18 protein-coding genes are annotated in these 19393 nt (G+C 71.4%); 4 read left to right on the top strand and 14 right to left on the bottom strand.

From position 1 onward, the window contains the following. Positions 1–17: 17 nt before the first annotated feature. The 6 genes from AB0924_RS08955 to mshB form a co-directional block, all read right to left on the bottom strand. On the bottom strand, positions 18–1181 hold the full coding sequence (locus AB0924_RS08955) for a histidine kinase (RefSeq protein WP_358927621.1): 1164 nt from the start codon (positions 1179–1181) through the stop codon (positions 18–20). A 5-nt stretch (positions 1182–1186) separates the two neighbouring features. Next, the gene (locus AB0924_RS08950) at positions 1187–1927 is read right to left on the bottom strand and encodes an ABC transporter permease (RefSeq protein ID WP_358927472.1); all 741 of its coding nucleotides are present in this window, start codon (positions 1925–1927) and stop codon (positions 1187–1189) included. After that, positions 1924–2853: an ABC transporter ATP-binding protein gene (locus AB0924_RS08945; protein WP_366911028.1), complete on the bottom strand. Its 930-nt coding sequence runs from the start codon at positions 2851–2853 to the stop codon at positions 1924–1926. Before AB0924_RS08945 ends, AB0924_RS08950 begins: the two co-directional genes overlap by 4 nt. A gap of 140 nt (positions 2854–2993) precedes the next feature. Beyond that, positions 2994–5348 (bottom strand): hypothetical protein, encoded by a 2355-nt coding sequence (locus AB0924_RS08940; protein ID WP_366911027.1) that lies wholly within the window; start codon positions 5346–5348, stop codon positions 2994–2996. Between the two features lie 155 nt (positions 5349–5503). After that, the gene (locus AB0924_RS08935; protein ID WP_358927469.1) at positions 5504–5920 is read right to left on the bottom strand and encodes a DUF6113 family protein; all 417 of its coding nucleotides are present in this window, start codon (positions 5918–5920) and stop codon (positions 5504–5506) included. Further along, positions 5917–6783, bottom strand: a complete 867-nt coding sequence (gene mshB, locus AB0924_RS08930) for an N-acetyl-1-D-myo-inositol-2-amino-2-deoxy-alpha-D-glucopyranoside deacetylase (RefSeq protein WP_366911026.1) — start codon at positions 6781–6783, stop codon at positions 5917–5919. The genes AB0924_RS08935 and mshB overlap by 4 nt, the downstream gene beginning before the upstream one ends. Positions 6784–6948: 165 nt before the next feature. On the opposite strand from mshB, the gene AB0924_RS08925 reads away from it, so the two are divergent. Together AB0924_RS08925 and AB0924_RS08920 are read left to right on the top strand one after the other, a co-directional pair. Beyond that, positions 6949–7833, top strand: coding sequence for a helix-turn-helix transcriptional regulator (locus AB0924_RS08925; RefSeq protein ID WP_366911025.1), 885 nt, complete (start codon positions 6949–6951; stop codon positions 7831–7833). Then, the gene (locus tag AB0924_RS08920; protein WP_366911024.1) at positions 7830–8036 is read left to right on the top strand and encodes a DUF397 domain-containing protein; all 207 of its coding nucleotides are present in this window, start codon (positions 7830–7832) and stop codon (positions 8034–8036) included. The genes AB0924_RS08925 and AB0924_RS08920 overlap by 4 nt, the downstream gene beginning before the upstream one ends. A gap of 34 nt (positions 8037–8070) precedes the next feature. Here AB0924_RS08920 and AB0924_RS08915 read toward each other — a convergent pair whose 3' ends face one another. Beyond that, complete coding sequence (locus AB0924_RS08915; protein WP_358927465.1) at positions 8071–8265, bottom strand: hypothetical protein; 195 nt, start codon at positions 8263–8265, stop codon at positions 8071–8073. Positions 8266–8476: 211 nt separating this feature from the next. Here AB0924_RS08915 and AB0924_RS08910 point away from each other — a divergent pair, with 211 nt between their 5' ends. Next, positions 8477–10609, top strand: a complete 2133-nt coding sequence (locus AB0924_RS08910) for a prolyl oligopeptidase family serine peptidase (RefSeq protein ID WP_366911023.1) — start codon at positions 8477–8479, stop codon at positions 10607–10609. Positions 10610–10719: 110 nt separating this feature from the next. On the opposite strand, the gene AB0924_RS08905 is transcribed toward AB0924_RS08910, so the two are convergent. The 5 genes from AB0924_RS08905 to AB0924_RS08885 are packed head-to-tail and all read right to left on the bottom strand — an operon-like array spanning position 10720 to position 16321. Beyond that, positions 10720–11811 (bottom strand): dipeptide ABC transporter ATP-binding protein, encoded by a 1092-nt coding sequence (locus AB0924_RS08905; RefSeq protein WP_366911022.1) that lies wholly within the window; start codon positions 11809–11811, stop codon positions 10720–10722. Then, the gene (locus AB0924_RS08900) at positions 11795–12778 is read right to left on the bottom strand and encodes an ABC transporter ATP-binding protein (protein WP_366911021.1); all 984 of its coding nucleotides are present in this window, start codon (positions 12776–12778) and stop codon (positions 11795–11797) included. Before AB0924_RS08900 ends, AB0924_RS08905 begins: the two co-directional genes overlap by 17 nt. An 8-nt stretch (positions 12779–12786) precedes the next feature. After that, a complete protein-coding gene (locus AB0924_RS08895; protein ID WP_358927461.1) occupies positions 12787–13773 on the bottom strand; it encodes an ABC transporter permease in 987 nt (328 codons plus the stop codon). Beyond that, entirely contained in the window at positions 13766–14689 is a 924-nt protein-coding gene (locus AB0924_RS08890; protein WP_358927460.1) for an ABC transporter permease, read from the bottom strand. The genes AB0924_RS08895 and AB0924_RS08890 overlap by 8 nt, the downstream gene beginning before the upstream one ends. Positions 14690–14695: 6 nt before the next feature. Beyond that, positions 14696–16321, bottom strand: a complete 1626-nt coding sequence (locus AB0924_RS08885; protein ID WP_358927459.1) for an ABC transporter substrate-binding protein — start codon at positions 16319–16321, stop codon at positions 14696–14698. 120 nt (positions 16322–16441) lie between these two features. Here AB0924_RS08885 and AB0924_RS08880 point away from each other — a divergent pair, with 120 nt between their 5' ends. After that, positions 16442–17182, top strand: coding sequence for a class I SAM-dependent methyltransferase (locus tag AB0924_RS08880; protein WP_366911020.1), 741 nt, complete (start codon positions 16442–16444; stop codon positions 17180–17182). A 12-nt stretch (positions 17183–17194) separates the two neighbouring features. On the opposite strand, the gene AB0924_RS08875 is transcribed toward AB0924_RS08880, so the two are convergent. Further along, complete coding sequence (locus AB0924_RS08875) at positions 17195–18316, bottom strand: dipeptide ABC transporter ATP-binding protein (protein ID WP_358927457.1); 1122 nt, start codon at positions 18314–18316, stop codon at positions 17195–17197. A 13-nt stretch (positions 18317–18329) separates the two neighbouring features. Further along, positions 18330–19391 carry an ABC transporter ATP-binding protein gene (locus AB0924_RS08870; RefSeq protein ID WP_358927456.1) on the bottom strand — a complete coding sequence of 354 codons (1062 nt, stop codon included), beginning with the start codon at positions 19389–19391 and terminating at the stop codon, positions 18330–18332. Positions 19392–19393 lie beyond the last annotated feature (2 nt).

Below are 19393 nucleotides of genomic sequence, written 5' to 3'. Positions count from 1 at the left end.
CGGGATCCTACGTGCCGTCAGGGCGTCAGCGGCACCCGGGCGACCAGCCGGAAGCCCCGCCTGGCACGCCCGGCCTCGAGCATGCCGCCGGCCTTCTCCAGCCGCTCGGTCAGGCCGGTCAGACCGTTGCCGGGGGCGCCGCCGGGGCCGCCGGGGCCGTCGTCCTCCACGGAGAGTTCGAGCATCGGGCCGTCGAGGGTCTGGCGGTGCAGGAGCTGGACGACGCAGCGGCGGGCGCCGCTGTGCCGGACCACGTTGGTGACGGCCTCGCGCAGCGCCCAGGCGAGCGCGGCCTCGCTGTCCTCACCGGCGCCCGCGAGGTCCGGCTCGGCGGGCAGTTCGGCGCTCACCCCGGCCGCGGTCAGCGCGACCTGGGCGCCCGCCAGCTCGGCGGACAGGCGGGGGCGCCGGTATCCGGTGACGGCCTCCCTGACGTCCACCAGGGCCTGCCGGCTGACCTGTTCGATGTCCGCGACCTGCTGGGCCGCCTTGTCGGGGTGCCCGGGCAGCATCCGCCCGGCCAGCTCGCTCTTCAGCGTGATCAGGGAGAGCGAGTGGCCGAGGAGGTCGTGCAGGTCCCGGGCGAGGCGCAGCCGCTCCTCGTTGGCGGCGAGATGGGCGACGGTGGCCCGGGCCTCGCGCAGCTCCACCGTGGTGCGGATGAGCTGGACGACACCCGTCATCGCGAACCCGATGAGCACCACCACCAGCACCAGGTTCCACGCCGTCGTCACGTCGGTCGCCAGGCCGACCAGCATCATCACCACGCCGGTCGCCGGGACGGCCCAGTAGGCGGCCCGGAGCGGCAGGGCCGCCCCGCAGGCGACGGAGACGTAGCAGAACAGGCCGAGCCAGGCGGCGCCGAGCGTGAGGCACAGCACGACGGCCAGCAGGCAGAGGACGACGATGAGGCCGGCGACCAGGGACCGGCGCATCGGATGCCCCATGTTCCGGAAGACCAGCAGCAGGTAGACCCCGGCGAACACCGTCAGGCCCAGCCAGCCGGCCGCCGTGCCGGAGGGCGTGTGGTGGCCGGCGGCCAGGTCGTGGACCGGGGAGCTCATGAAGACCAGCCAGACGGCGATCCAGACGAGCTTGCGCAGCAGCTCCCGGCGGTTGCGGGGCGGCTGCCCCAGGCCCGTGGGGTGCTCCGGGCCGCGCGGTCGGTCCTCGGTCGTCATGGCGCTCACGCCTTCAGCGTGTCCTTCCGGTACAGCCAGGCCGCACCGCCCGCGAAGAGGACGAAGTAGACGGCGAGGACGGCGATGTCCGACGTGTGCGGGGCCTGGCTCTGTTCGATCGCCCGCCCCAGTGCAGCGTACGCGTGCGTCGGGAGCCACTCGGCGATGTCCTGCAGGATCCGCGGGAAGGTCGTGGAGGGCATCCACAGGCCGCCGAGGATCGACAGACCGAAGTAGACGATCATCGTGATCGGGCGGACCGCGTCCCCGGAGGCGACGTAGCCGATGGCGACGCCGAGCGCGGCGAAGACCAGGCTGCCCGCCCAGATGACCCCGGTGAGGGCGAGCCACTGCCAGGTGGCCAGGCGCACGTCCTTGAAGGCGGCGGCGACGACGAACACCACGACGATGGACGGCAGGCTCACCACGGCGGCGCTCGCGGTCTTGGCGAGGACGTAGCCGCGACCGGGCAGCGGGGTCAGCCGGAGCTGCCGCACCCAGCCGCTCTCGCGCTCCTTGGCGATGCGTTCGCTGTTGCCCATGAGGACGGCGGTCAGGGCGCCGAAGGACGCCATGGAGACCATCAGGTAGGTGGCGACCGTCAGGCCGGTCTCGTCGACCTTCTCGCCGGAGCCGGCGCTGCTGGAGAAGATCAAATAGATGAACGAGGGGTAGAGCACCGAGAAGAACAGGAACTTCTTGTTCCGCAGGGAGCGGGCCAGTTCCAGCTTGATGAGGGAGTTCACGACTGCTTGGCCTCCTCGGCCTCCGTGATGGCGACGAAGGCCTGCTCCAGACCGAGCCCGGCGACTTCGAGGTTGCGGGGGTAGACACCGAGGCCGTACAGGGCGTGGACGGTGGCGTCGGCGTCGGAGGACTGGATGCGGACGGTCTGCCCCGAGACGTCGAACGACGTGAGGAACGGAAGGCCGCGCAGTGCCGCCTCCTCGATGCTCCCCTCCAGGTCGAAGGAGATCCGGCGGGCTCCGGCGCGGGCCTTGATCTCGGCGGCGGTGCCGTCCGCGAGGAGCCGGCCCCGGTGCAGCACCAGCACCCGGTCGGCGATGGCGTCGGCCTCTTCGAGGTAGTGGGTGGCGAAGAGGACCGTTCGGCCCTGGTCTGCCTGCTCGCGCATGGTGGCCCAGAAGGCCTGGCGGGCGGAGACGTCCATGCCGGTGGTGGGCTCGTCCAGGACGATCAGGTCGCTGTCGCCGGCGGTGGCGAGGGCGAAGCGGACGCGCTGGGCCTGGCCGCCGGAGAGCTTGTTGACCTTGTGGTCGGCGATCTGCGTGATGCCCGCGCGGGCGAGGACGTCCGCGGCCTTGTACGGCTTCGGGTGCAGTGAGCAGGCCAGCTTCACCAGTTCGGCGACGGTGACCTCGTCCATCAGCCAGCCGCTCTGCAGCATGGCCCCGACCCGCCCGGCGACGATGGCCTCGCGCGGGCTGGTGCCGAACACGCCGACCGTGCCGCTGTCGGGGTGCTTGAGCCCGAGCAGGAGGTCGAGCGTGGTGGACTTGCCGGCGCCGTTCGGGCCGAGCAGTGCGACGGTCTCCCCCGGGTACAGCCGGAGCGAGAGGCCGTCGACGGCCCGCACGCTCCCGTACGTCTTGGTCACCTGGTCGAACCCGACCACCGGGGTGGTGGTGGCCGGTGCCGCTGTCGTTGTCATGTCCCCATGCTGGCCGGGCGGGGCGGGGGCCCGGCAGTGTCGGCGGTCCTCGGTGCCGGATGACAGATGTCATACGGTTCCGGTGACATGACGAAAAAAGGGGGGCGTCCAACCCGCGGACGCCCCCCTTCCCTGTCTCGCTAGCTCGGGTTCGTGTCGATGACCGCGACCCGGTTCGTCCCGCTCGTCAGCGCCTGGCGCAGGGCGACGTACACGTCCTGTGGCGTGACCGCCGTCTTCTTGCCGTTGCCCCGGGTGATGAGCACGCCGTCGAAGGTCTGGCCGTAGAGCTGCTTCAGGGCGGCCAGGTCGGGCTTGTCGGTGAGCTTGCCGTCGGGCGTGGCCTCGACCCGGAGGAACTTCCACAGGGATTTCTGCGGGCTCATCTCGATCGAGTGCACGGCGTCGGTCCGCACCGTCACGTTGGCCGACATCGCCGGCTCCGCGAACTCCTTCATCTCGCGGTCGACCTCGGCCTTGGAGACCGTCGGCTGCCGGGTGGCGGTCGGGACCGCGACGGGGGTGGCGGTGTCGGTCTCCACCAGCGTGCGGTAGGCCTGTTCGACGGCCCGGGTGGAGCCGGCCGCGTCGATGGCCTTGCCCTCCTTGCCGTAGACGGCGACGGCCTTTCCGGCGCGGAACTCGACACCGCCCTCGACCACGGAGCCGGAGCCGGAGCCGCCGCCGGCCTGCTGGAGGGCCGCCTGCAGCTTCTCCTCGTCCACCGGCATGACCGGCTCGACCTCGCGCTTCTGCCCGAAGAGGGAGCCGATCACGGAGACCGGGTTGTAGTCGCTCTGCGCGGCGTCGCTCACCGTGGCCGCGAAGTCGAACTGCAGGCCCGCGTTGTCCGGCTCGACGGAGACGGTCTTGCCGCCCACGGCCAGCTTCAGCGGCTTGTTCACCCGCCCGCCGAAGGCGTCGTCGAGCTTCTTGACGGCCTCGTCGCGGGTGCCGCCGCCGATGTCGACGCCGAGCACAGTGGTGCCCTTGGGCACGTCGGTGTGGTTCATCAGCAGCCCGGCGCCGTAGGCACCGGCCGCGACGACGACCACGCCGACGGCGAGCAGCACCAGCTTGCTGCGGCCCTTCTTCTTCGGCCGGGCCGCCGCCTTGGGCCGCGGGGCCGGGTCGGGCAGCTTGGGTGCCTGGTGCGGCACCGGGCCGTCGGCGGGGGCGCCGGGGCCGAACGGTGAGTTCCCGGCGGACGGGACGACCGGGATGCCGCTGGTGACGGTGTGGCCGGACACGTTGCCGGCGGGGCGGTATCCGGGCGTGCCCGGTTCGGGGGCCGGCTTCTGCGGGGTGAGGATCGCGGTGTCGTCGCTGAGGCCGCCGCCGGGGCCGGCGAAGGCTCCTGGTGCCAGCGGACCGCCCTGGCGGCCCTGGCCGTTCGCGCCGCCGGGGAGCGAGTGGCTGCCGGTGTCCCCGGGCAGCGGATGGCTGCCGGTGTCGCCGGGCAGCGGATGGCTGCCGGTGTCGCCGGGCAGCGGGTGACTGCCGGTGTCGCCGTAGCCGCCGAAGGACTCGCCCAGATCCCGGTCCAGGTCGCTGAGCGAGCTGCGGGGAGCGGCCGGCGGGATCCTCGGCCCGTCGCCGGTGACCGGTCCGCTCGTCGGGCCCGCGGGGCCCTTGGGGCCGCGGGCCCCCTGGCCGTTCTGCCCGTTGGAGCCGCTGGGCCCGCCCGGGCCGCCGAGTCCGCCGGCTCCGCCCGCGGGGCCGCCGCCGGGGCCGTCGAACCCGCTCGGTCCGCCCTCGGAGAAGAACGGCAGGTCGTCGCGGCTCGGCTCGTCACCGGTGCCGCCGGAACGGGCGCCGCCGCGCGGGCCCGCCGCCAGCGCCTCGGTCACGTCGAAGGAACCGGTGCCGCCGCCGTGGCCCGGGGCCACGGGGCCGCCGGTGGCGCCGGGCAGGCCGGATCCGTTGGTGCCGCCGGGGCGGGAGCCGCCCGGTGCGCCCATGGCGCCGACGACACCGCCGGGGCGGCCGGCGCCCGGGCGGGAGCCGGTGGCACCCGGCCGCGGAGACGGTGCGGCGGGTGCGGACGCTGCCGCCGCCGAACCGCCGGGCTGCCCGGAGCCGTTCGTGCCGCCGCCGCCCGGACCGCCCTTGGGCGCGGACGACTTGCGGGGCGCGAACCAGTCGCTGGTCTTCTCCTCGGCCTGCGGCGCGGGCTCGGCGGGCGTCTCGGCGGGCGCCGGGGCGGCCGGAGCGGGCCGCGGGTCGGACCCCGCGTCGTCCTTGACGGCCTCGGCATCGCCGACGGGCTTGCGCACCACGACCGGCGGGATGGGCCGCGATCCGGGGATGTTGATCCGGATCCGGGTCGTCAGCGTGGTCTCGGTCTTGCGTTCCTCCGGCTGCGCGGCCGAACGGCCCGCGTCCGCACCGGCTTCGGAGGCGACGGGGGTTCCGTACGGAGGCGTCCCGGAGGGGTATGCGGCTCCGCCGCGCCCGTTGGGCCCGGAGGACGGAGTGTCAGTTTCACGACTCAAGGCAGGTTCTCCCGGTTGGCTCCACCGCCCGTTACGACCTCAGCGGGCAGTTCGGCGGCGCGCACCACCATACTGGCCACTTCTGGCGCGTATCCCATGACCGCTGAGGAAATGCACACCGGACTCGCACGTGCGCCGTACGGCGAAGTGGTACGTCACTTGCCAAGTCGGGCAGCGTCGCCGCCGGGTTGCCGCCCCGGGCCAAGGGTGGCGCAGATCACAGCCACCGCCATGCCGCCGAACAGGAAGAGGTAGGAGCCCAGTCCGGCGCTGAACAGGAAGTCGCCCTCCGGACGGCTGGCGGTGAGCAGGATGACGGCGATGATCCAGCCGGCCACCGGCGCCACCGCCCCGCCCCGGCCACGCAGCACGTAGGCGCCGCCGAGGAACAGCCCGGCCGCGCCCGCGAGGGCGAGCAGCAGGCCCCCGGGGAACCAGGCACCCTGGACCAGGGCCCCGGCGAGGGCGACGACCGCACCGAGCACGAACAGCCCGGCGTAGGCGGCCATCCGCCCGGCCGAGGGGCGCCGCAACGGCTGGGCCAGCGCGGATCCGCGTCCGGCGGTGCTCATGACGCCTCCTCGGCGTCGCCGGTGACACCGGCGAACAGGTCGGTCTCCCCGGGCCCGGCGGTACCGCGCACCAACTCGTAGTACTCGGTGGTGAACAGTGGCTGCGCCAGCTCGTTGGACAGCGCGAAGCAGGGCTCGGCCACCTCGATCTGGGTGGCGTGGGCGCGCATCGCGGCGGCCTTGGCCGAGGCGTGGGCGGTGCCGTCGACGGTGGTGGTGATCCGCTCGTCGTCGACCACTCCGGGCATGTCGTCCAGGGAGGCGCTCTTGGCGAACGGCAGCGCGGGCAGCTCGTCCTGGAGGCGGGCGAAGGCGGCCTCGGCGACGGAGCGCGGGACGCGGTTCCAGTAGACCTTCTCGATCCGGTGACCCTGTTCGGCCGCCAGTTCGACGGCGCGCATGGCGACGCGGTGGGCCTGGATGTGGTCCGGGTGACCGTAGCCGCCGTCGTCGTCGTAGGTGACCAGGACCTGCGGGCGGATCTCCAGGATCACCTCGACGAGCGACCCGGCGGCGGTGTCCAGGTCGGCCTGCCAGAAGCAGCCGGGGTCCTCGTTGTCGGGGGTGCCCATCATCCCGGAGTCGCCGTAGCGGCCGGCGCCGCCGAGCAGCCGGAAGTCCGTCACGCCCAGCTCGCCGAGGGCTGCGGCCAGCTCGCCGCGGCGGTGCGCGCCCAGCGCGGCACCGGTCAGATGCCGCAGCTCGGGCGGGATGACCTCGCCCCGCTCACCGAGGGTGCAGGTGACCAGGGTCACATGTGCGCCCTCGGCCGCGTACCTGGCCATGGTCGCGCCGTTGTTGATCGACTCGTCGTCCGGGTGCGCGTGCACCAGCAGCAGACGCCGGTCGGGCAGTTCCGTCATGGGACCACCCTACGAGGCGCCGTGCGGCGGCGTCCGGAACCGGGCTCTCCCATCGGCGATCTCCCGATTTTCCCGATTCACGCACCCTGGGACGCCCGGGCGCCCCACCCTTGATGAGTGATCGCACTGTCGCGCAGGGTCACTGGGAACTACGGAGGGACGCGGATGTCGGTGGACGGTGAGGCGGTGCGGGTCCGGACCGGGGCGGCGCAGGCCGATGAGCCCGGGTGGGAGGTGGATCCGGACGACGACTGGGCGCTCGCCGTGGTGGCCACCGTGGGCAGGCAGTTGCGGCTCCGCCGGGAGGCGGCCGGGATGCGGGCCGGTGAGTTCGCGGCGGCGGTCGGCTACGGCGAGGACCTCGTCTACAAGATCGAGGCCGGCAAGCGGATCCCCCGGCCCGAGTTCCTGGACACGGCGGACGGGGTGCTGGACGCCGGGGGCCTCATCGCGGCGATGAAGGAGGACGTGAAGAAGGTCCGGTATCCGAAGAAGGTGCGGGATCTGGCGGAGATGGAGGACAAAGCCGTCGAGATCGGGGTGTACGTGTGCAGCAGCATTCCTGGCCTGCTGCAGACACCGGAGCACGCGCGGGCGTTGCTGGAGAGCTGGCTCCCCGCCTACTCACCGGAGGATCTGGAACGACGGGTGGCCGCCCGCATGGCCAGGCAGTCCATTTTCGAGCGGTCGCCCGCCCCTGCCCTCGGCTTCGTCCTGGAGGAGGCGACACTGCGCCGCAGGGTTGGTTGCACAATGGTGCGGCGACAGCAGTTCGAACGCCTGCTGAACGTGGGGCGGCTGAACAACGTCACATTTCAGGTGATGCCGTTGGACAGCACACCGCACCCCGGCATGAGCGGCAGGATCGAGTTGCTGAAGTTCGAGGACGGCACGGCGGTGGGACGCGGGGACGGCATGTTCAACGGGCGGCCGGTCTCGAGCCTGAGGGAGCTGCGCATCCTCGAACTGCGCTACGGCACCGTCAGAGCCCAGGCTCTTCCACCCGGGGAGTCACTGGCCCTCATCGAGCAACTGCTGGGAGCGACATGATCCGCAAGTCCACTACCGGCGACGCCGAACTGGTGTGGTTCAAGAGCAGCTACAGCGACGGCCCCGACGGCGACTCCTGCGTCGAGATCGCGACAGCCCCCCGCACCGTGCACGTCCGTGACTCGAAGGACGTCGAGGGGCCGCGCCTCACCTTCGCCCCCGCCGCGTGGTCCCGCTTCGTGCCGTACGCGGTCGAGGGCTGACCCGGCTGCCGCCGCTGTCCGGCGTCGGCAGCCCTCAGAACTTGATGCTGCCGATCATGCTGGCGACGTTGGTCGTCAGCTCGCTGATCGTGGGGGCCACGGTGGAGGAGGCGAGGTAGAACCCGAGCAGCATGCAGACGACCGCATGACCGCCCTTCAGTCCCGACTTCTTGATCAGCAAGAAGACGACGATCGCCAGCAGCACCACCGCCGAAATCGAGAGTGCCACGGCGGCTCACCTCCAAAAATCCCAGGGACGCGGGGGTTCGGACTATGGGGGTTGTGACCCGGTCGTATGCCGGGCGTCGATCTGTACGGCAAGTCCATGCGGACGCCAGCGGGTTCATACCCACTCAGCGGTAGTGATCATAACTATCCGTACTCGCGCATCGCTCGGCGCACGGCCGCACAAGGGGGCGCATGGCCAATATGGTCGGGGTATGACGACCGAGGCTCACTCCTTCCCCCGTCGGCACGCCCGCACGCAGCGGTTCACGCTCGGCGCGCCGCGCGCGTTCGCGGTGGCACCCGACGGTTCGCGTGTCGCGTTCCTGCGTTCCAACTCCGGTACCGACCGGGCCAACTCGCTCTGGGTCCTGGACCCGGCGGACGGCTCGGAACGCCTGGCCGCCGATCCGGATGCCCTGCTGCAGGGCGCCTCGGAGGAGCTGCCGCCCGAGGAGCGGGCGCGCCGGGAGCGCAGCCGGGAGGGCGGGGCCGGCATCGTCGGCCACGCCACCGACGTCAACGTGGAGTTGGCGGCTTTCGCCTTGTCAGGGCGGCTTTTCACGGCCGAGCTGCGGGCCGGTACGGCACGCGAACTCCGGGTCCCGGGGCCGGTGATCGACCCGCGCCCGTCGCCGGACGGACGGCACATCGCGTACGTGGCGCGGGGCGCGCTGCGGGTGACGGGCGCCGAGGGCGAGGGCGACCGGGCGCTGGCGGAGCCCGAGAGCGAGCAGGTGACCTACGGGCTCGCGGAGTTCATCGCGGCCGAGGAGATGAGCCGCAACCGGGGTTTCTGGTGGGCACCGGGGTCGGACCGGCTGCTGGTGGCGCGGGTGGACGACACGCCGGTGCGGCGCTGGTGGATCGCCGACCCGGCCCACCCCGAACGTGACCCGAACCACGTCGCGTACCCCGCGGCGGGGACTCCCAACGCGGACGTACGCCTGTTCGTCCTCGGCCTCGACGGAGGGCGCACGGAGGTCGCGTGGGACCGGGCGCGCTATCCGTATCTGGCCCGAGTGCACTGGTCGGACGCGGGGGCGCCGCTGATCCTGGTGCAGGCCAGGGACCAGCGCAGCCAGCTCTTCCTGGCGGTGGACCCGGACACCGGTGCCACCCGGATGGTGCATGCCGACGAAGATCCAACATGGCTGGAACTGTTCGCAGGGGTGCCCTGCTGGAGCCCGTCCGGACAGCTTGTCCGGATCGCGGACGAGGGCGGCGCGCGGGTACTGACGGTGGGCGAACGGCCCTTGACCGGCCCGCAGTTGCACATCCGTTCGGTGCTGGATGTGACGGCCGACGACGTGCTGGTCACGGCGTCCGCGGGCGAGGAGGCCGCGTCACCGGAGATCGGCGAGATCCATGTGTACCGGGTGAACGAGCTGGGCGTGGAGCGCGTGTCGCAGGAGCCCGGCGTGCACTCGGCGGTGCGGGCGGGAGGCGTGACGGTCCTGGTGTCCGCCACGTTGGACAGTCCGGGGACCCGTGTCCAGGTGCTGCGTGACGGAAAACGGACGGCGACTGTCACCTCGTACGCCGAAAATCCTGGTATGTCCCCCCGCGTGACGCTCACCCAGGGGGGCGCACGCCGAATTCCGTGCGCCGTGCTTATGCCAACGGACTACCCCGGTGACACTCCCCTCCCCGTGCTCATGGACCCCTACGGTGGCCCGCACGGCCAGCGGGTGGTCGCCGCGCACAACGCGCACCTGACCTCGCAGTGGTTCGCCGATCAGGGGTACGCGGTGATCGTGGCCGACGGGCGGGGCACACCGGGCCGCTCGCCGGCGTGGGAGAAGGAGATCCGCGACGACCTCGCGGCCGTCGTGCTCCAGGACCAGGTCGACGCGCTGCACGCCCTCGCCCGGGACTTCCCGCTCGACCTCGGCCGGGTGGCCGTCCGGGGCTGGTCCTTCGGCGGCTACCTGGCCGCGCTGGCGGTACTGCGCCGCCCGGACGTCTTCCACGCCGCGGTGGTGGGCGCGCCCGTCACCGATCTGCGGCTGTACGACACCCACTACCAGGAGCGCTACCTCGGCCTGCCGGACGAGCAGCCGGAGGTCTACCGCCGCAACTCGCTGATCGACGACGCGGGCCTGGTCGACGCGGCGGAGCCGCACCGGCCGATGATGGTCATCCACGGCCTGGCGGACGACAACGTGGTCGTCGCCCACTCCCTGCGCCTGTCCTCCGCCCTGCTGGCCGCGGGCCGCCCGCACGAGGTCCTGCCGCTGTCCGGGGTGACCCACATGACCCCGCAGGAGAACGTCGCGGAGAACCTGCTGCGCCTGCAGCTCGACTTCCTCCGCCGTTCGCTGCCCCAGCCCGGCGAATCCGCGTGAACTGCCTTAACAAACAGGCAACTTCACGGAAGCGGTGCCGATATACGCACGCGCGAGGCTGAACAGCGTACGGCCGTGCGGGTGCCGTGAGCGGGCCGGGATGCGCCATGTCATCCCGGCCCGCTGCCGTTGCCCGCGGACTCGCCCGCCTCCTCCGCCCGGCCGGGCCCGGAGCGGCCCGTGGGCAGGGTCTCGGCGAAGTGGCAGGCCGAGTCGTGGGCCGCCGGGCCCGGTGCGTCGCGGAAGACGGCCGGGACCGCCAGGGCCGGGACCTCCCGGGCGCACCGTTCCCGGGCCTTCCAGCAGCGGGTGCGGAAGCGGCAGCCGGAGGGGATGTCCGTGGGCGACGGTACGTCGCCGGACAGGATGATCCGCTCGCGGTCCTTCCTGGTCTCCGGGTCGGGCACCGGGACCGCCGAGAGCAGCGCCTGGGTGTAGGGGTGGGTCGGATGGTCGTAGATCTCGGTGTCCGTGCCGGTCTCCACGATGCGCCCGAGGTACATCACCCCGACCCGGTCCGAGATGTGCCGGACGATCGACAGGTCGTGCGCGATGAACACGTAGGAGAGGTCGAACTCCGACTGGAGACGGTCCATCAGGTTGATCACCTGGGCCTGCACGGAGACGTCCAGGGCGGAGACCGGTTCGTCGGCGACGATCACCTCTGGGCGCAGCGCCAGGCCCCGCGCGATGCCGATGCGCTGGCGCTGTCCGCCGGAGAACTGGTGCGGGTAGCGGTTGATGTGCTCCGGGTTGAGACCCACGACGTCCAGCAGCTCCCGGACCTTGCGCCGGCGCTCGCCCTTGGGGGCCGCCTCCGGGTGGATCTCGTACGGCTCCCCGATGATGTCCCCCACCGTCATACGGGGGTTGAGCGAGGTGTACGGGTCCTGGAAGACCATCTGGATGTTGCGGCGGACGGCCTTCAGGGCCCGGCCCGACAGCCCGGTGATGTCCTCGCCCTTGAACCGGATCGAGCCCGCCGTCGGCCGTTCCAGGTTGCACAGCATCTTCGCGACCGTCGACTTGCCGCAGCCCGACTCCCCGACGATGCCCAGGGTCTCGCCCCGGCCCAGGTGGAAGTCGACGCCGTCGACCGCCTTGACCGCGCCGACCTGTTTCCGGAAGACGATGCCCCGGGTCAGCGGGTAGTGCTTGACGAGGCCGTCGACCTCCAGGACGGGCTCAGTGGTCGCGGTCATCCAGGCACTCCCTCCAGAAGTGGCAGGCGCTGCCGCGCTCCTCGGAGACCGCGTACAGCGGGGGCACGTCGGTGCGGCAGACGTCCCGGGCCATCGGGCAGCGGGGGTGGAAGGCGCAGCCGGGCGGGATGTGCGTCAGGCTCGGCGGCAGGCCCTTGATGGCGTACAGCTCCCGGCCCTTCAGGTCCAGGCGCGGGATGGAGTCCAGCAGGCCGCGGGTGTAGGGGTGCGCGGGCGCCTTGTAGATGTCGTGCACGGGGGCCGACTCCACGATCCGTCCCGCGTACATCACCGCGATGCGGTCGGCCACGTCCGCGACGACCCCGAGGTCGTGGGTGATCAGGATCAGGCCCATCCGGTACTCGCGCCGCAGCTCGGCCAGCAGCTCCATGACCTGGGCCTGCACGGTGACGTCCAGGGCGGTGGTGGGCTCGTCGGCGATGATGAGCGCGGGCTCCAGAGCCAGCGCCATGGCGATCATGATGCGCTGGCGCATACCGCCGGAGAACTGGTGCGGGTAGTCCCGCACCCGCTGCGCCGCGGCCGGGATGCGCACCCGGTCCATCAGCTCGACCGCCCTGGCCCGGGCGTCCTTCTTCGACATGCCCCGGTGCACCACGAACATCTCGCCGAGCTGGTCGCCCACGCTGAGCACGGGGTTGAGGGCGGACAGCGCGTCCTGGAAGATCATCGCCATGCCGGAGCCCCGGACGGCGCGCCGCTCCTCCTCCTTCAGCCGCAGCAGGTCCTGGCCCCGGAAGAGGATCTCCCCGTCCGTGATCCGGCCCGGGGGCATGTCGAGGATGCCCATCACGGCCTGCGCGGTCACCGACTTCCCCGAGCCCGACTCGCCGAGCACCGCCAGGGTCTCCCCCGCGTCGACGGCGTACGACACCCCGTTGACGGCCTTGGCGACCCCGTCCCGGGTACGGAACTCCACGTGCAGGTCGCGCACTTCGAGCAGCATGCCGTCCGTCACCTCAGCTTCGGGTCGAGGGCGTCGCGCACCGCGTCGCCGAGCATGATGAAGGCCAGGACCGTGACGGCGAGGGCACCCGCGGGCCACAGCAGCGCGTGCGGGGCGTTGCGGACGTAGGGCGAGGCGGCGGAGATGTCGATGCCCCAGGAGACACTGGGCGGCTTGAGGCCGACCCCGAGGTAGGACAGGGTCGCCTCCAGCGCGATGTACGTGCCGAGCGCGATGGTCGCGACGACGATCACCGGGGCGACGGCGTTCGGGGCGATGTGCCGCAGCAGGATCCGGGAGTGGGAGGCGCCGAGGGCGCGGGCCGCCTGGATGTAGTCGTTCTGCTGGACGGTGATGACCGAGCCGCGCGCGATCCGGGAGATCTGCGGCCAGCCCAGCAGCACCATGAACCCGATGACCGGCCAGACCGTGTTGCTGGTGACCACGGAGAGCAGGACCAGACCGCCGAGGACGACCGGGATGGCGAAGAAGATGTCGGTGCCCCGGGAGAGCACCGAGTCCCACACACCGCCGTAGAACCCGGCCAGGGCGCCCAGCACCGACCCGAGCAGCGCGACCCCGAGCGTGGCGCAGAAGCCGACCGTGACGGACGTACGGGCGCCGTACACGGTCCGGGTGTAGACGTTGCAGCCCTGGCCGTCGTACCCGAAGGGGGCGCCGGGGCCGGGGCCGTCCTGGGCCTTGGCCAGGTCGCAGCTCAGGGGGCTGCCGGGGGCGATGGCGGACGGCCAGAGGGAGATGAGGACGAGGAAGAGGATGACGAGGGCGGAGACCAGGAAGACCGGGTTGCGGCGCAGGTCCCGCCAGGCGTCGGACCACAGCGAGCGCGGCCTGCCGGTGTCCTTCGTGCCCCCGGGTCCGGGGCCGCCCGGGGTCCGTTCGAGCGTCGTCGCCTCACTGGCCGCGAAATCCATGGCGCCTCCCATGCCGGTCCCGGCGATCGCACCGTCCTGCTCCCGTCGCCGTTCAGGCATAGCGGATCCTCGGGTCGAGTACGGCGTACAGGAGGTCCACGAGCAGGTTGGCGACCAGGAAGACCAGTACGAGCACGGTCACGAAGCCGACGACCGTCTGGGTGTTCTGCCGCAGGATGCCCTGGTAGAGCTGGTAGCCGACGCCGTGGATGTTGAAGATCCGCTCGGTGACGATGGCGCCGCCCATCAGCGCGCCGATGTCGGTACCGATGAAGGTGACCACGGGGATCAGGGAGTTGCGCAGCAGGTGCCGGGTGATCACCCGGTGCCGGGGCAGGCCCTTGGCGACGGCCGTGCGCACGTAGTCGGCCCGCTTGTTCTCGGCGATGGAGGTGCGGGTCAGCCGGGTGACGTAGGCGAGCGAGACGGAGGCGAGGACCAGGCCGGGCACGATCAGCTCGTCGAAGCTCGCGGCCGGGGAGACGGAGGGCTTGATCCAGCCCCACTCGACGCCCAGCAGCAACTGGAGCAGCAGACCGGTGACGAAGGTGGGCACGGCGATGACCACGAGGGTGACGACGAGCACCGAGGTGTCGACGGGCCGGCCGCGCCGCAGCCCCGTGACCACGCCCAGGGCGATGCCGACGACGATCTCGAAGAGGATCGCGACGATCGTCAGCCGGATGGTTACCGGGAACGCCGCCGCCATCAGCTCGGTGACCGGCTGGCCGTTGAACGCCGTCCCGAAGTCCCCGGTGAAGACGTTCCCCATGTAGATCAGGTACTGCTGCCACAGGGGCTTGTCGAGGCCGAACTCCTTGCTGAGCTGGGCCGCCGTCGCCGGGTCGCAGCTCCGCTCGCCGCACAGGCCGGCGATGGGGTCGCCCATGACGTTCACCATCAGGAAGATCAGCAGCGTGGCCCCGATGAACACCGGGACCATCTGCAGCAGCCGCCTCACGACATAGCGCCCCATGACGGCTCAGCCGACCTTGATCTCGTTGTAGACCGGGACGCTGAAGGGGTTGAGCGCGACGTGCGACAGGCGGGCGGAGTAGCCGGCGCTGCCGTTCTGGTACCACAGGGGGATGGCGGCCATGTTGTCCCGCACCACACCTTCGGCCTGCTGGAAGAGCGCGACCGAGCGGGCGGTGTCGGTCTCGGCGTTGGCCCGGTCGACGAGACGGTCGAACTGCTTGTTCGTCCACCTGCCGTCGTTGGACGAGGCTCCCGTGTAGTACAGCGGCTGCAGGAAGTTCTGGATCAACGGGTAGTCCATCTGCCAGCCGGCCCGGAAGGGACCGGGCATCTTGTGCCGGGAGATCTGGCTGCGGAAGTCGGCGAAGGTGCCGATCGGGTTGCCGACGCAGGCCCGGTCGTCGCCGAGGGCGTTGTTGATGGAGTTGCACACGGCGTCCACCCACTGCTTGTGCGAGCCGGAGTCCGCGTTGTAGGTGATCTTCAGCCGCCCGCCGGGGATCCCGCCGCCCTCCTGGATCAGCTTCCTGGCGCCGCCGGGGTCGTAGTCGCAGGCGTGGCCGCACAGGCCGGACTGGTAGCCGCCCTTCGCGCCGAGGACCGGGGAGGTCCAGTCGGTGGCCGGGGTGCGGGTGCCGCGGAAGAGGGTCCGGGTGATCTGCGCGCGGTTGATCGCCATGGACAGGCCGGTGCGCACCTTGCGGGCTCCGTCGGTGTTCCACTTGGGGTCGTAGAACGGGAAGGCGAGGGTCTGCAGGATGCCGGCCGGGGTGTTGATGTAGCGGCCGTCGAGGTCGGTCCGCACGTTCTTGAGCTGGGTGGCGGGCACGTCGTCGACCAGGTCGAGGTTGCCGGCCAGCACGTCGGTGTACGCGGTGTTGTTGTCGGTGTAGACCAGCAGGCTGACGCCCTCGTTGCGGGCGCGGTCCCGGCCCGGGTAGGCGTCCCACTTCTCCAGGGCCATCGCGGAGCCCTTGATGTACGACCGGACCCGGTACGGCCCGTTGCCGACCGGCTTGCTCACCCAGGCCGCGTGGTCGGTGAAGAACGCCCTCGGGAGCGGCGCGAAGGCGACGTAGCCGAGGGTGTCGGGGAAGCTGGAGAACTTCTGGTTGAGCCTGACCGTGAAGGTCAGGGGGCCGGTGACCCGGAGCCCCGACAGGGTGTCCGCGGTCTGCTTGCCGCTGTCGGGGTGGACCTTGTCGTAGCCCTCGATGTAGCCGAAGAAATACGCGTTCTTCTGGTTGTGGCGCAGGCTCGCCCCGTAGTTCCAGGCGTCCACGAAGGATCTGGCGGTCACCTTCTCCCCGTTGGAGAAGGTCCAGCCGTCCCTGACCCTGACGCGGAAGTTCGTGGAGTCCGTGGTCTCGATGCTCTCGGCGAGCATGTCCTTCGCCTGGCCGGTCCTGGAGTCGTACCGCTTCAGGCCCCGGAAGATCATGTCGAGCACCTTGCCGCCCTGCACCTCGTTGGTGTTGGCCGGCTCCAGCGGGTTCTGCGGGTCGCCCCAGGAGGAGGACAGCACTCCGGCGCCGCCCGCGCCGCCGGCGCCGCTTCCGCATGCCGTCGCGGCGGCGAGGGCCAGCACCACCGCGCCCGCGACCCGTCGGGCGTGCCCGGCTCCGCGCATCGGCACCTCCTCCTGATACATAATCAGACATATCACAGGAAAAGGCATATAAAACTCATGCCTCGCGGTGGATTTCCCGATCCCCTTACTGATCGAGGGATCAGCAGGCAGACTCACGGCATGGTCGATCGCGTATTCGCCGACATGGAACTCGCCTCGCTGTACGACAAGTTGAACGCCTGGGGACCCTCCGACGACTTCTACCTCGGGCTCGTCATGGAGGCGGAGACGGTCCTGGACGTCGGCTGCGGGACCGGCCGGCTGCTGCGCGCCGCCCGGGACGCGGGCCACCAGGGACGGCTCACCGGCCTGGATCCGGCCGCCGCCATGCTCGTACAGGCACGGCGGGCCGAGCCGGCGGTCGAATGGGTGCTCGGGGACTTCGCGACGCACCGCTGCGAGGGGGCGTTCGACCTGGTCGTGATGACCGGTCACGCCTTCCAGGAGCTGCTCGGCGACGAGGACGTGCGCGGCTGTCTGCGCGGGGTCCGGCGGGCGCTCGCCGACGGCGGCCGGTTCGTCTTCGAGACGCGGAATCCGGCGGCCCGCGCCTGGGAGCGCTGGACGCCGGAGAAGGTGTACGAGATCCCCGACGGGGACGGGGGCCTCGTGAAGGTGTGGCACGACGCCGAGCCGGCCCCCGTCGGGGACCGGCTCGGGTTCACTGAGACCTACGCGGGCGCGCGGTGGGACCGGCCGCTGGTGTGCCGCAGCACCCTGCGCTTCCTCGGCACCGACGCCCTGGACGGCTTCCTCGGCGAGGCCGGGCTGGCCGTCGCCGAGCGCTACGGGGACTGGCGGCGGGGGCCACTGACCCCCGCCGGCCCCGAGATCATCACCGTGGCCCGGGCGGCTTCCTAGGCCGCCTCCGGCTCAGGCCTCCGGGGTCTCGCCCTCCTCCAGCGCCACCAGCGCCGGGTCCATGACGATGTCCTCGTCACGGGCCTCGGTCGTCGGGTCCTCCGGGAAGTGGCAGGCCGTCAGGTGGCCGTCACGGTTGCCGGAGAGCTGCACCAGCGGCGGCTCCTCCGTCGCGCACTTGTCCTGCGCCTTCCAGCACCGGGTGCGGAAGCGGCAGCCGGACGGCGGGTGGATCGGCGAGGGGACGTCGCCGGAGAGCCGGATGCGCTCCCGGTCCGCGGTCTCCTCGTCGACGCCGACCTCCGGCACGGCCGACAGCAGGGCGTGCGTGTAGGGGTGACGCGGCCTGTTGTAGATCGACTCGCGGTCACCGACCTCGACGATCTTGCCGAGGTACATCACCGCGACGCGCTGCGAGAAGTGCCGCACCACGGCGAGGTCGTGGGCGATGAACAGGAAGGCGATGCCCAGTTCCCGCTGGACCTCCTGGAGCAGGTTCACCACCTGCGCCTGGATGGAGACGTCGAGCGCGGAGACCGGCTCGTCCGCCACGATCAGCTTCGGGTTCAGGGCCAGCGCGCGGGCGACGCCGATGCGCTGACGCTGACCGCCGGAGAACTCGTGCGGGAAGCGGTTGTAGTGCTCCGGGTTCAGGCCGACGAGCTCCAGCAGCTCCCGGACCTTCTTCTCCCGGCCGCCCTCCGGCTCGATCCCGTTGACCTCCATCGGCGACTTGATGATCGAGCCGACGGTCTGCCGCGGGTTCAGCGAGGAGTACGGGTCCTGGAAGATCATCTGGATCTCGGACCGCACGGGCGCGATCTGCCGGCGCGAGGCGTGCGTGATGTCCTGCCCCGCGTAGGTGATCGAGCCGGCGGTCGGCTCCAGCAGCCGGGTGATGAGCCGGCCCGTGGTCGACTTGCCGCAGCCCGACTCGCCGACCAGGCCGACGCTCTCGCCGACGCCGACCGTGAGGTCGATGCCGTCGACGGCCTGCACCGCGCCGACCCGCCGCTTGATCGGGAAGCCGCCGTAGATCGGGAAGTGCTTCGTGAGGCCCTTGACCTCGAGCAGCGTCTCCGCCGGCGTGCCGGAGGTGTCCTGCTGTGCGGGGAGGGTGAGGTTGTCGCTCATGTCTCAGTTCTCCCTAGCGCAGCCGGGGCTGGATCTTGTCGATGAAGATGGTCTGCTTCTGCTCGGCCGTGAGGTGGCACGCGGCCGCGCGACCCTCGCCCAGCGGCGGCCGCACCTCCGAGCAGAGGTTGCCCGGCACCTCTTCCTTGAACGCGCAGCGCGGGTGGAAGCGGCACCCGGCGGGCGGGTTGAGCAGCGAGGGCGGGCTGCCGGGGATCGGCGTCAGGTGCTGGTCGAGGTCGCTGTCCAGGCGCGGCATCGAGCTGAGCAGGCCCCAGGTGTAGGGGTGCTTCGGCTCGTGCAGCACCTCGCGGACGCTGCCGCGCTCCACGGCCCGGCCCGCGTACATCACCAGCAGGTCGTCCGCCATGTGGGAGATGACGCCGAGGTCGTGGGTGATGAAGATGATCGCGGAGCCGAACTCCTGCTGGAGGTCCTTGAGCAGGTCGAGGATCTGCGCCTGCACCGTCACGTCGAGCGCGGTGGTCGGCTCGTCGGCGATCAGCAGCTCGGGGTCGCACATCAGCGCCATGGCGATCATCGCGCGCTGGCGCATACCGCCGGAGAACTGGTGCGGGTAGTCGTCGAAGCGGACCTTGGGCTGCGGGATGCCGACCTTCTCCAGCATCTGGATGGCCCGGTCCTTGGCCTCCTTCCGGGAGGCGCCGCGGTGCTTCATGTACGGCTCGGACAGCTGGCGGCCCACCGTGTAGAACGGCGACAGCGCGGTCAGCGGGTCCTGGAAGATCATCGCCATCTTGTTGCCGCGGAGCCGCTCGAGCTCCCGCTCGCCGGCGGTGACGAGTTCCTTGCCGTCGAGGACGATCTCACCGTCGACGGTGGAGGTCCGCGGGTTGTGCAGGCCCAGGATCGTCAGGTTGGTGACGGACTTGCCGGAGCCGGACTCGCCGACGATGCCCAGGGTCTTGCCGCGCTCGACGTCGAAGGAGAGGCCGTCGACCGCCTTGACGATGCCGTCCTCGGTGGAGAACTGCACCTTCAGATCGCGCACCGAGAGGAAGCTCTCCGGACCGGTCGGGGCCGACGCGTCCTCGGTCTTGGTCAGTGTGGTCACGG

The organism is Streptomyces sp. NPDC047869 (assembly GCF_040704065.1).
In the GTDB taxonomy this organism is placed as follows: domain Bacteria; phylum Actinomycetota; class Actinomycetes; order Streptomycetales; family Streptomycetaceae; genus Streptomyces.
Note: the sequence above shows the minus strand (reverse complement) of the source record. Positions and strands in the feature narration are given on the sequence as shown.

Bases quoted from the DNA above. Each gene is read 5' to 3' on its own strand.
- AB0924_RS08875 (WP_358927457.1), bottom strand. From the start codon at position 18,316: ATGAGCGACAACCTCACCCTCCCCGCACAGCAGGACACCTCCGGCACG.
- AB0924_RS08900 (WP_366911021.1), bottom strand. From the start codon at position 12,778: ATGCTGCTCGAAGTGCGCGACCTGCACGTGGAGTTCCGTACCCGGGAC.
- AB0924_RS08935 (WP_358927469.1), bottom strand. From the start codon at position 5,920: ATGAGCACCGCCGGACGCGGATCCGCGCTGGCCCAGCCGTTGCGGCGC.
- AB0924_RS08880 (WP_366911020.1), top strand. From the start codon at position 16,442: ATGGTCGATCGCGTATTCGCCGACATGGAACTCGCCTCGCTGTACGAC.
- AB0924_RS08905 (WP_366911022.1), bottom strand. From the start codon at position 11,811: ATGACCGCGACCACTGAGCCCGTCCTGGAGGTCGACGGCCTCGTCAAG.
- AB0924_RS08945 (WP_366911028.1), bottom strand. From the start codon at position 2,853: ATGACAACGACAGCGGCACCGGCCACCACCACCCCGGTGGTCGGGTTC.
- AB0924_RS08920 (WP_366911024.1), top strand. From the start codon at position 7,830: ATGATCCGCAAGTCCACTACCGGCGACGCCGAACTGGTGTGGTTCAAG.
- AB0924_RS08955 (WP_358927621.1), bottom strand. From the start codon at position 1,181: ATGACGACCGAGGACCGACCGCGCGGCCCGGAGCACCCCACGGGCCTG.
- AB0924_RS08885 (WP_358927459.1), bottom strand. From the start codon at position 16,321: ATGCGCGGAGCCGGGCACGCCCGACGGGTCGCGGGCGCGGTGGTGCTG.
- AB0924_RS08895 (WP_358927461.1), bottom strand. From the start codon at position 13,773: ATGCCTGAACGGCGACGGGAGCAGGACGGTGCGATCGCCGGGACCGGC.
- AB0924_RS08890 (WP_358927460.1), bottom strand. From the start codon at position 14,689: ATGGGGCGCTATGTCGTGAGGCGGCTGCTGCAGATGGTCCCGGTGTTC.
- mshB (WP_366911026.1), bottom strand. From the start codon at position 6,783: ATGACGGAACTGCCCGACCGGCGTCTGCTGCTGGTGCACGCGCACCCG.
- AB0924_RS08910 (WP_366911023.1), top strand. From the start codon at position 8,477: ATGACGACCGAGGCTCACTCCTTCCCCCGTCGGCACGCCCGCACGCAG.
- AB0924_RS08925 (WP_366911025.1), top strand. From the start codon at position 6,949: ATGTCGGTGGACGGTGAGGCGGTGCGGGTCCGGACCGGGGCGGCGCAG.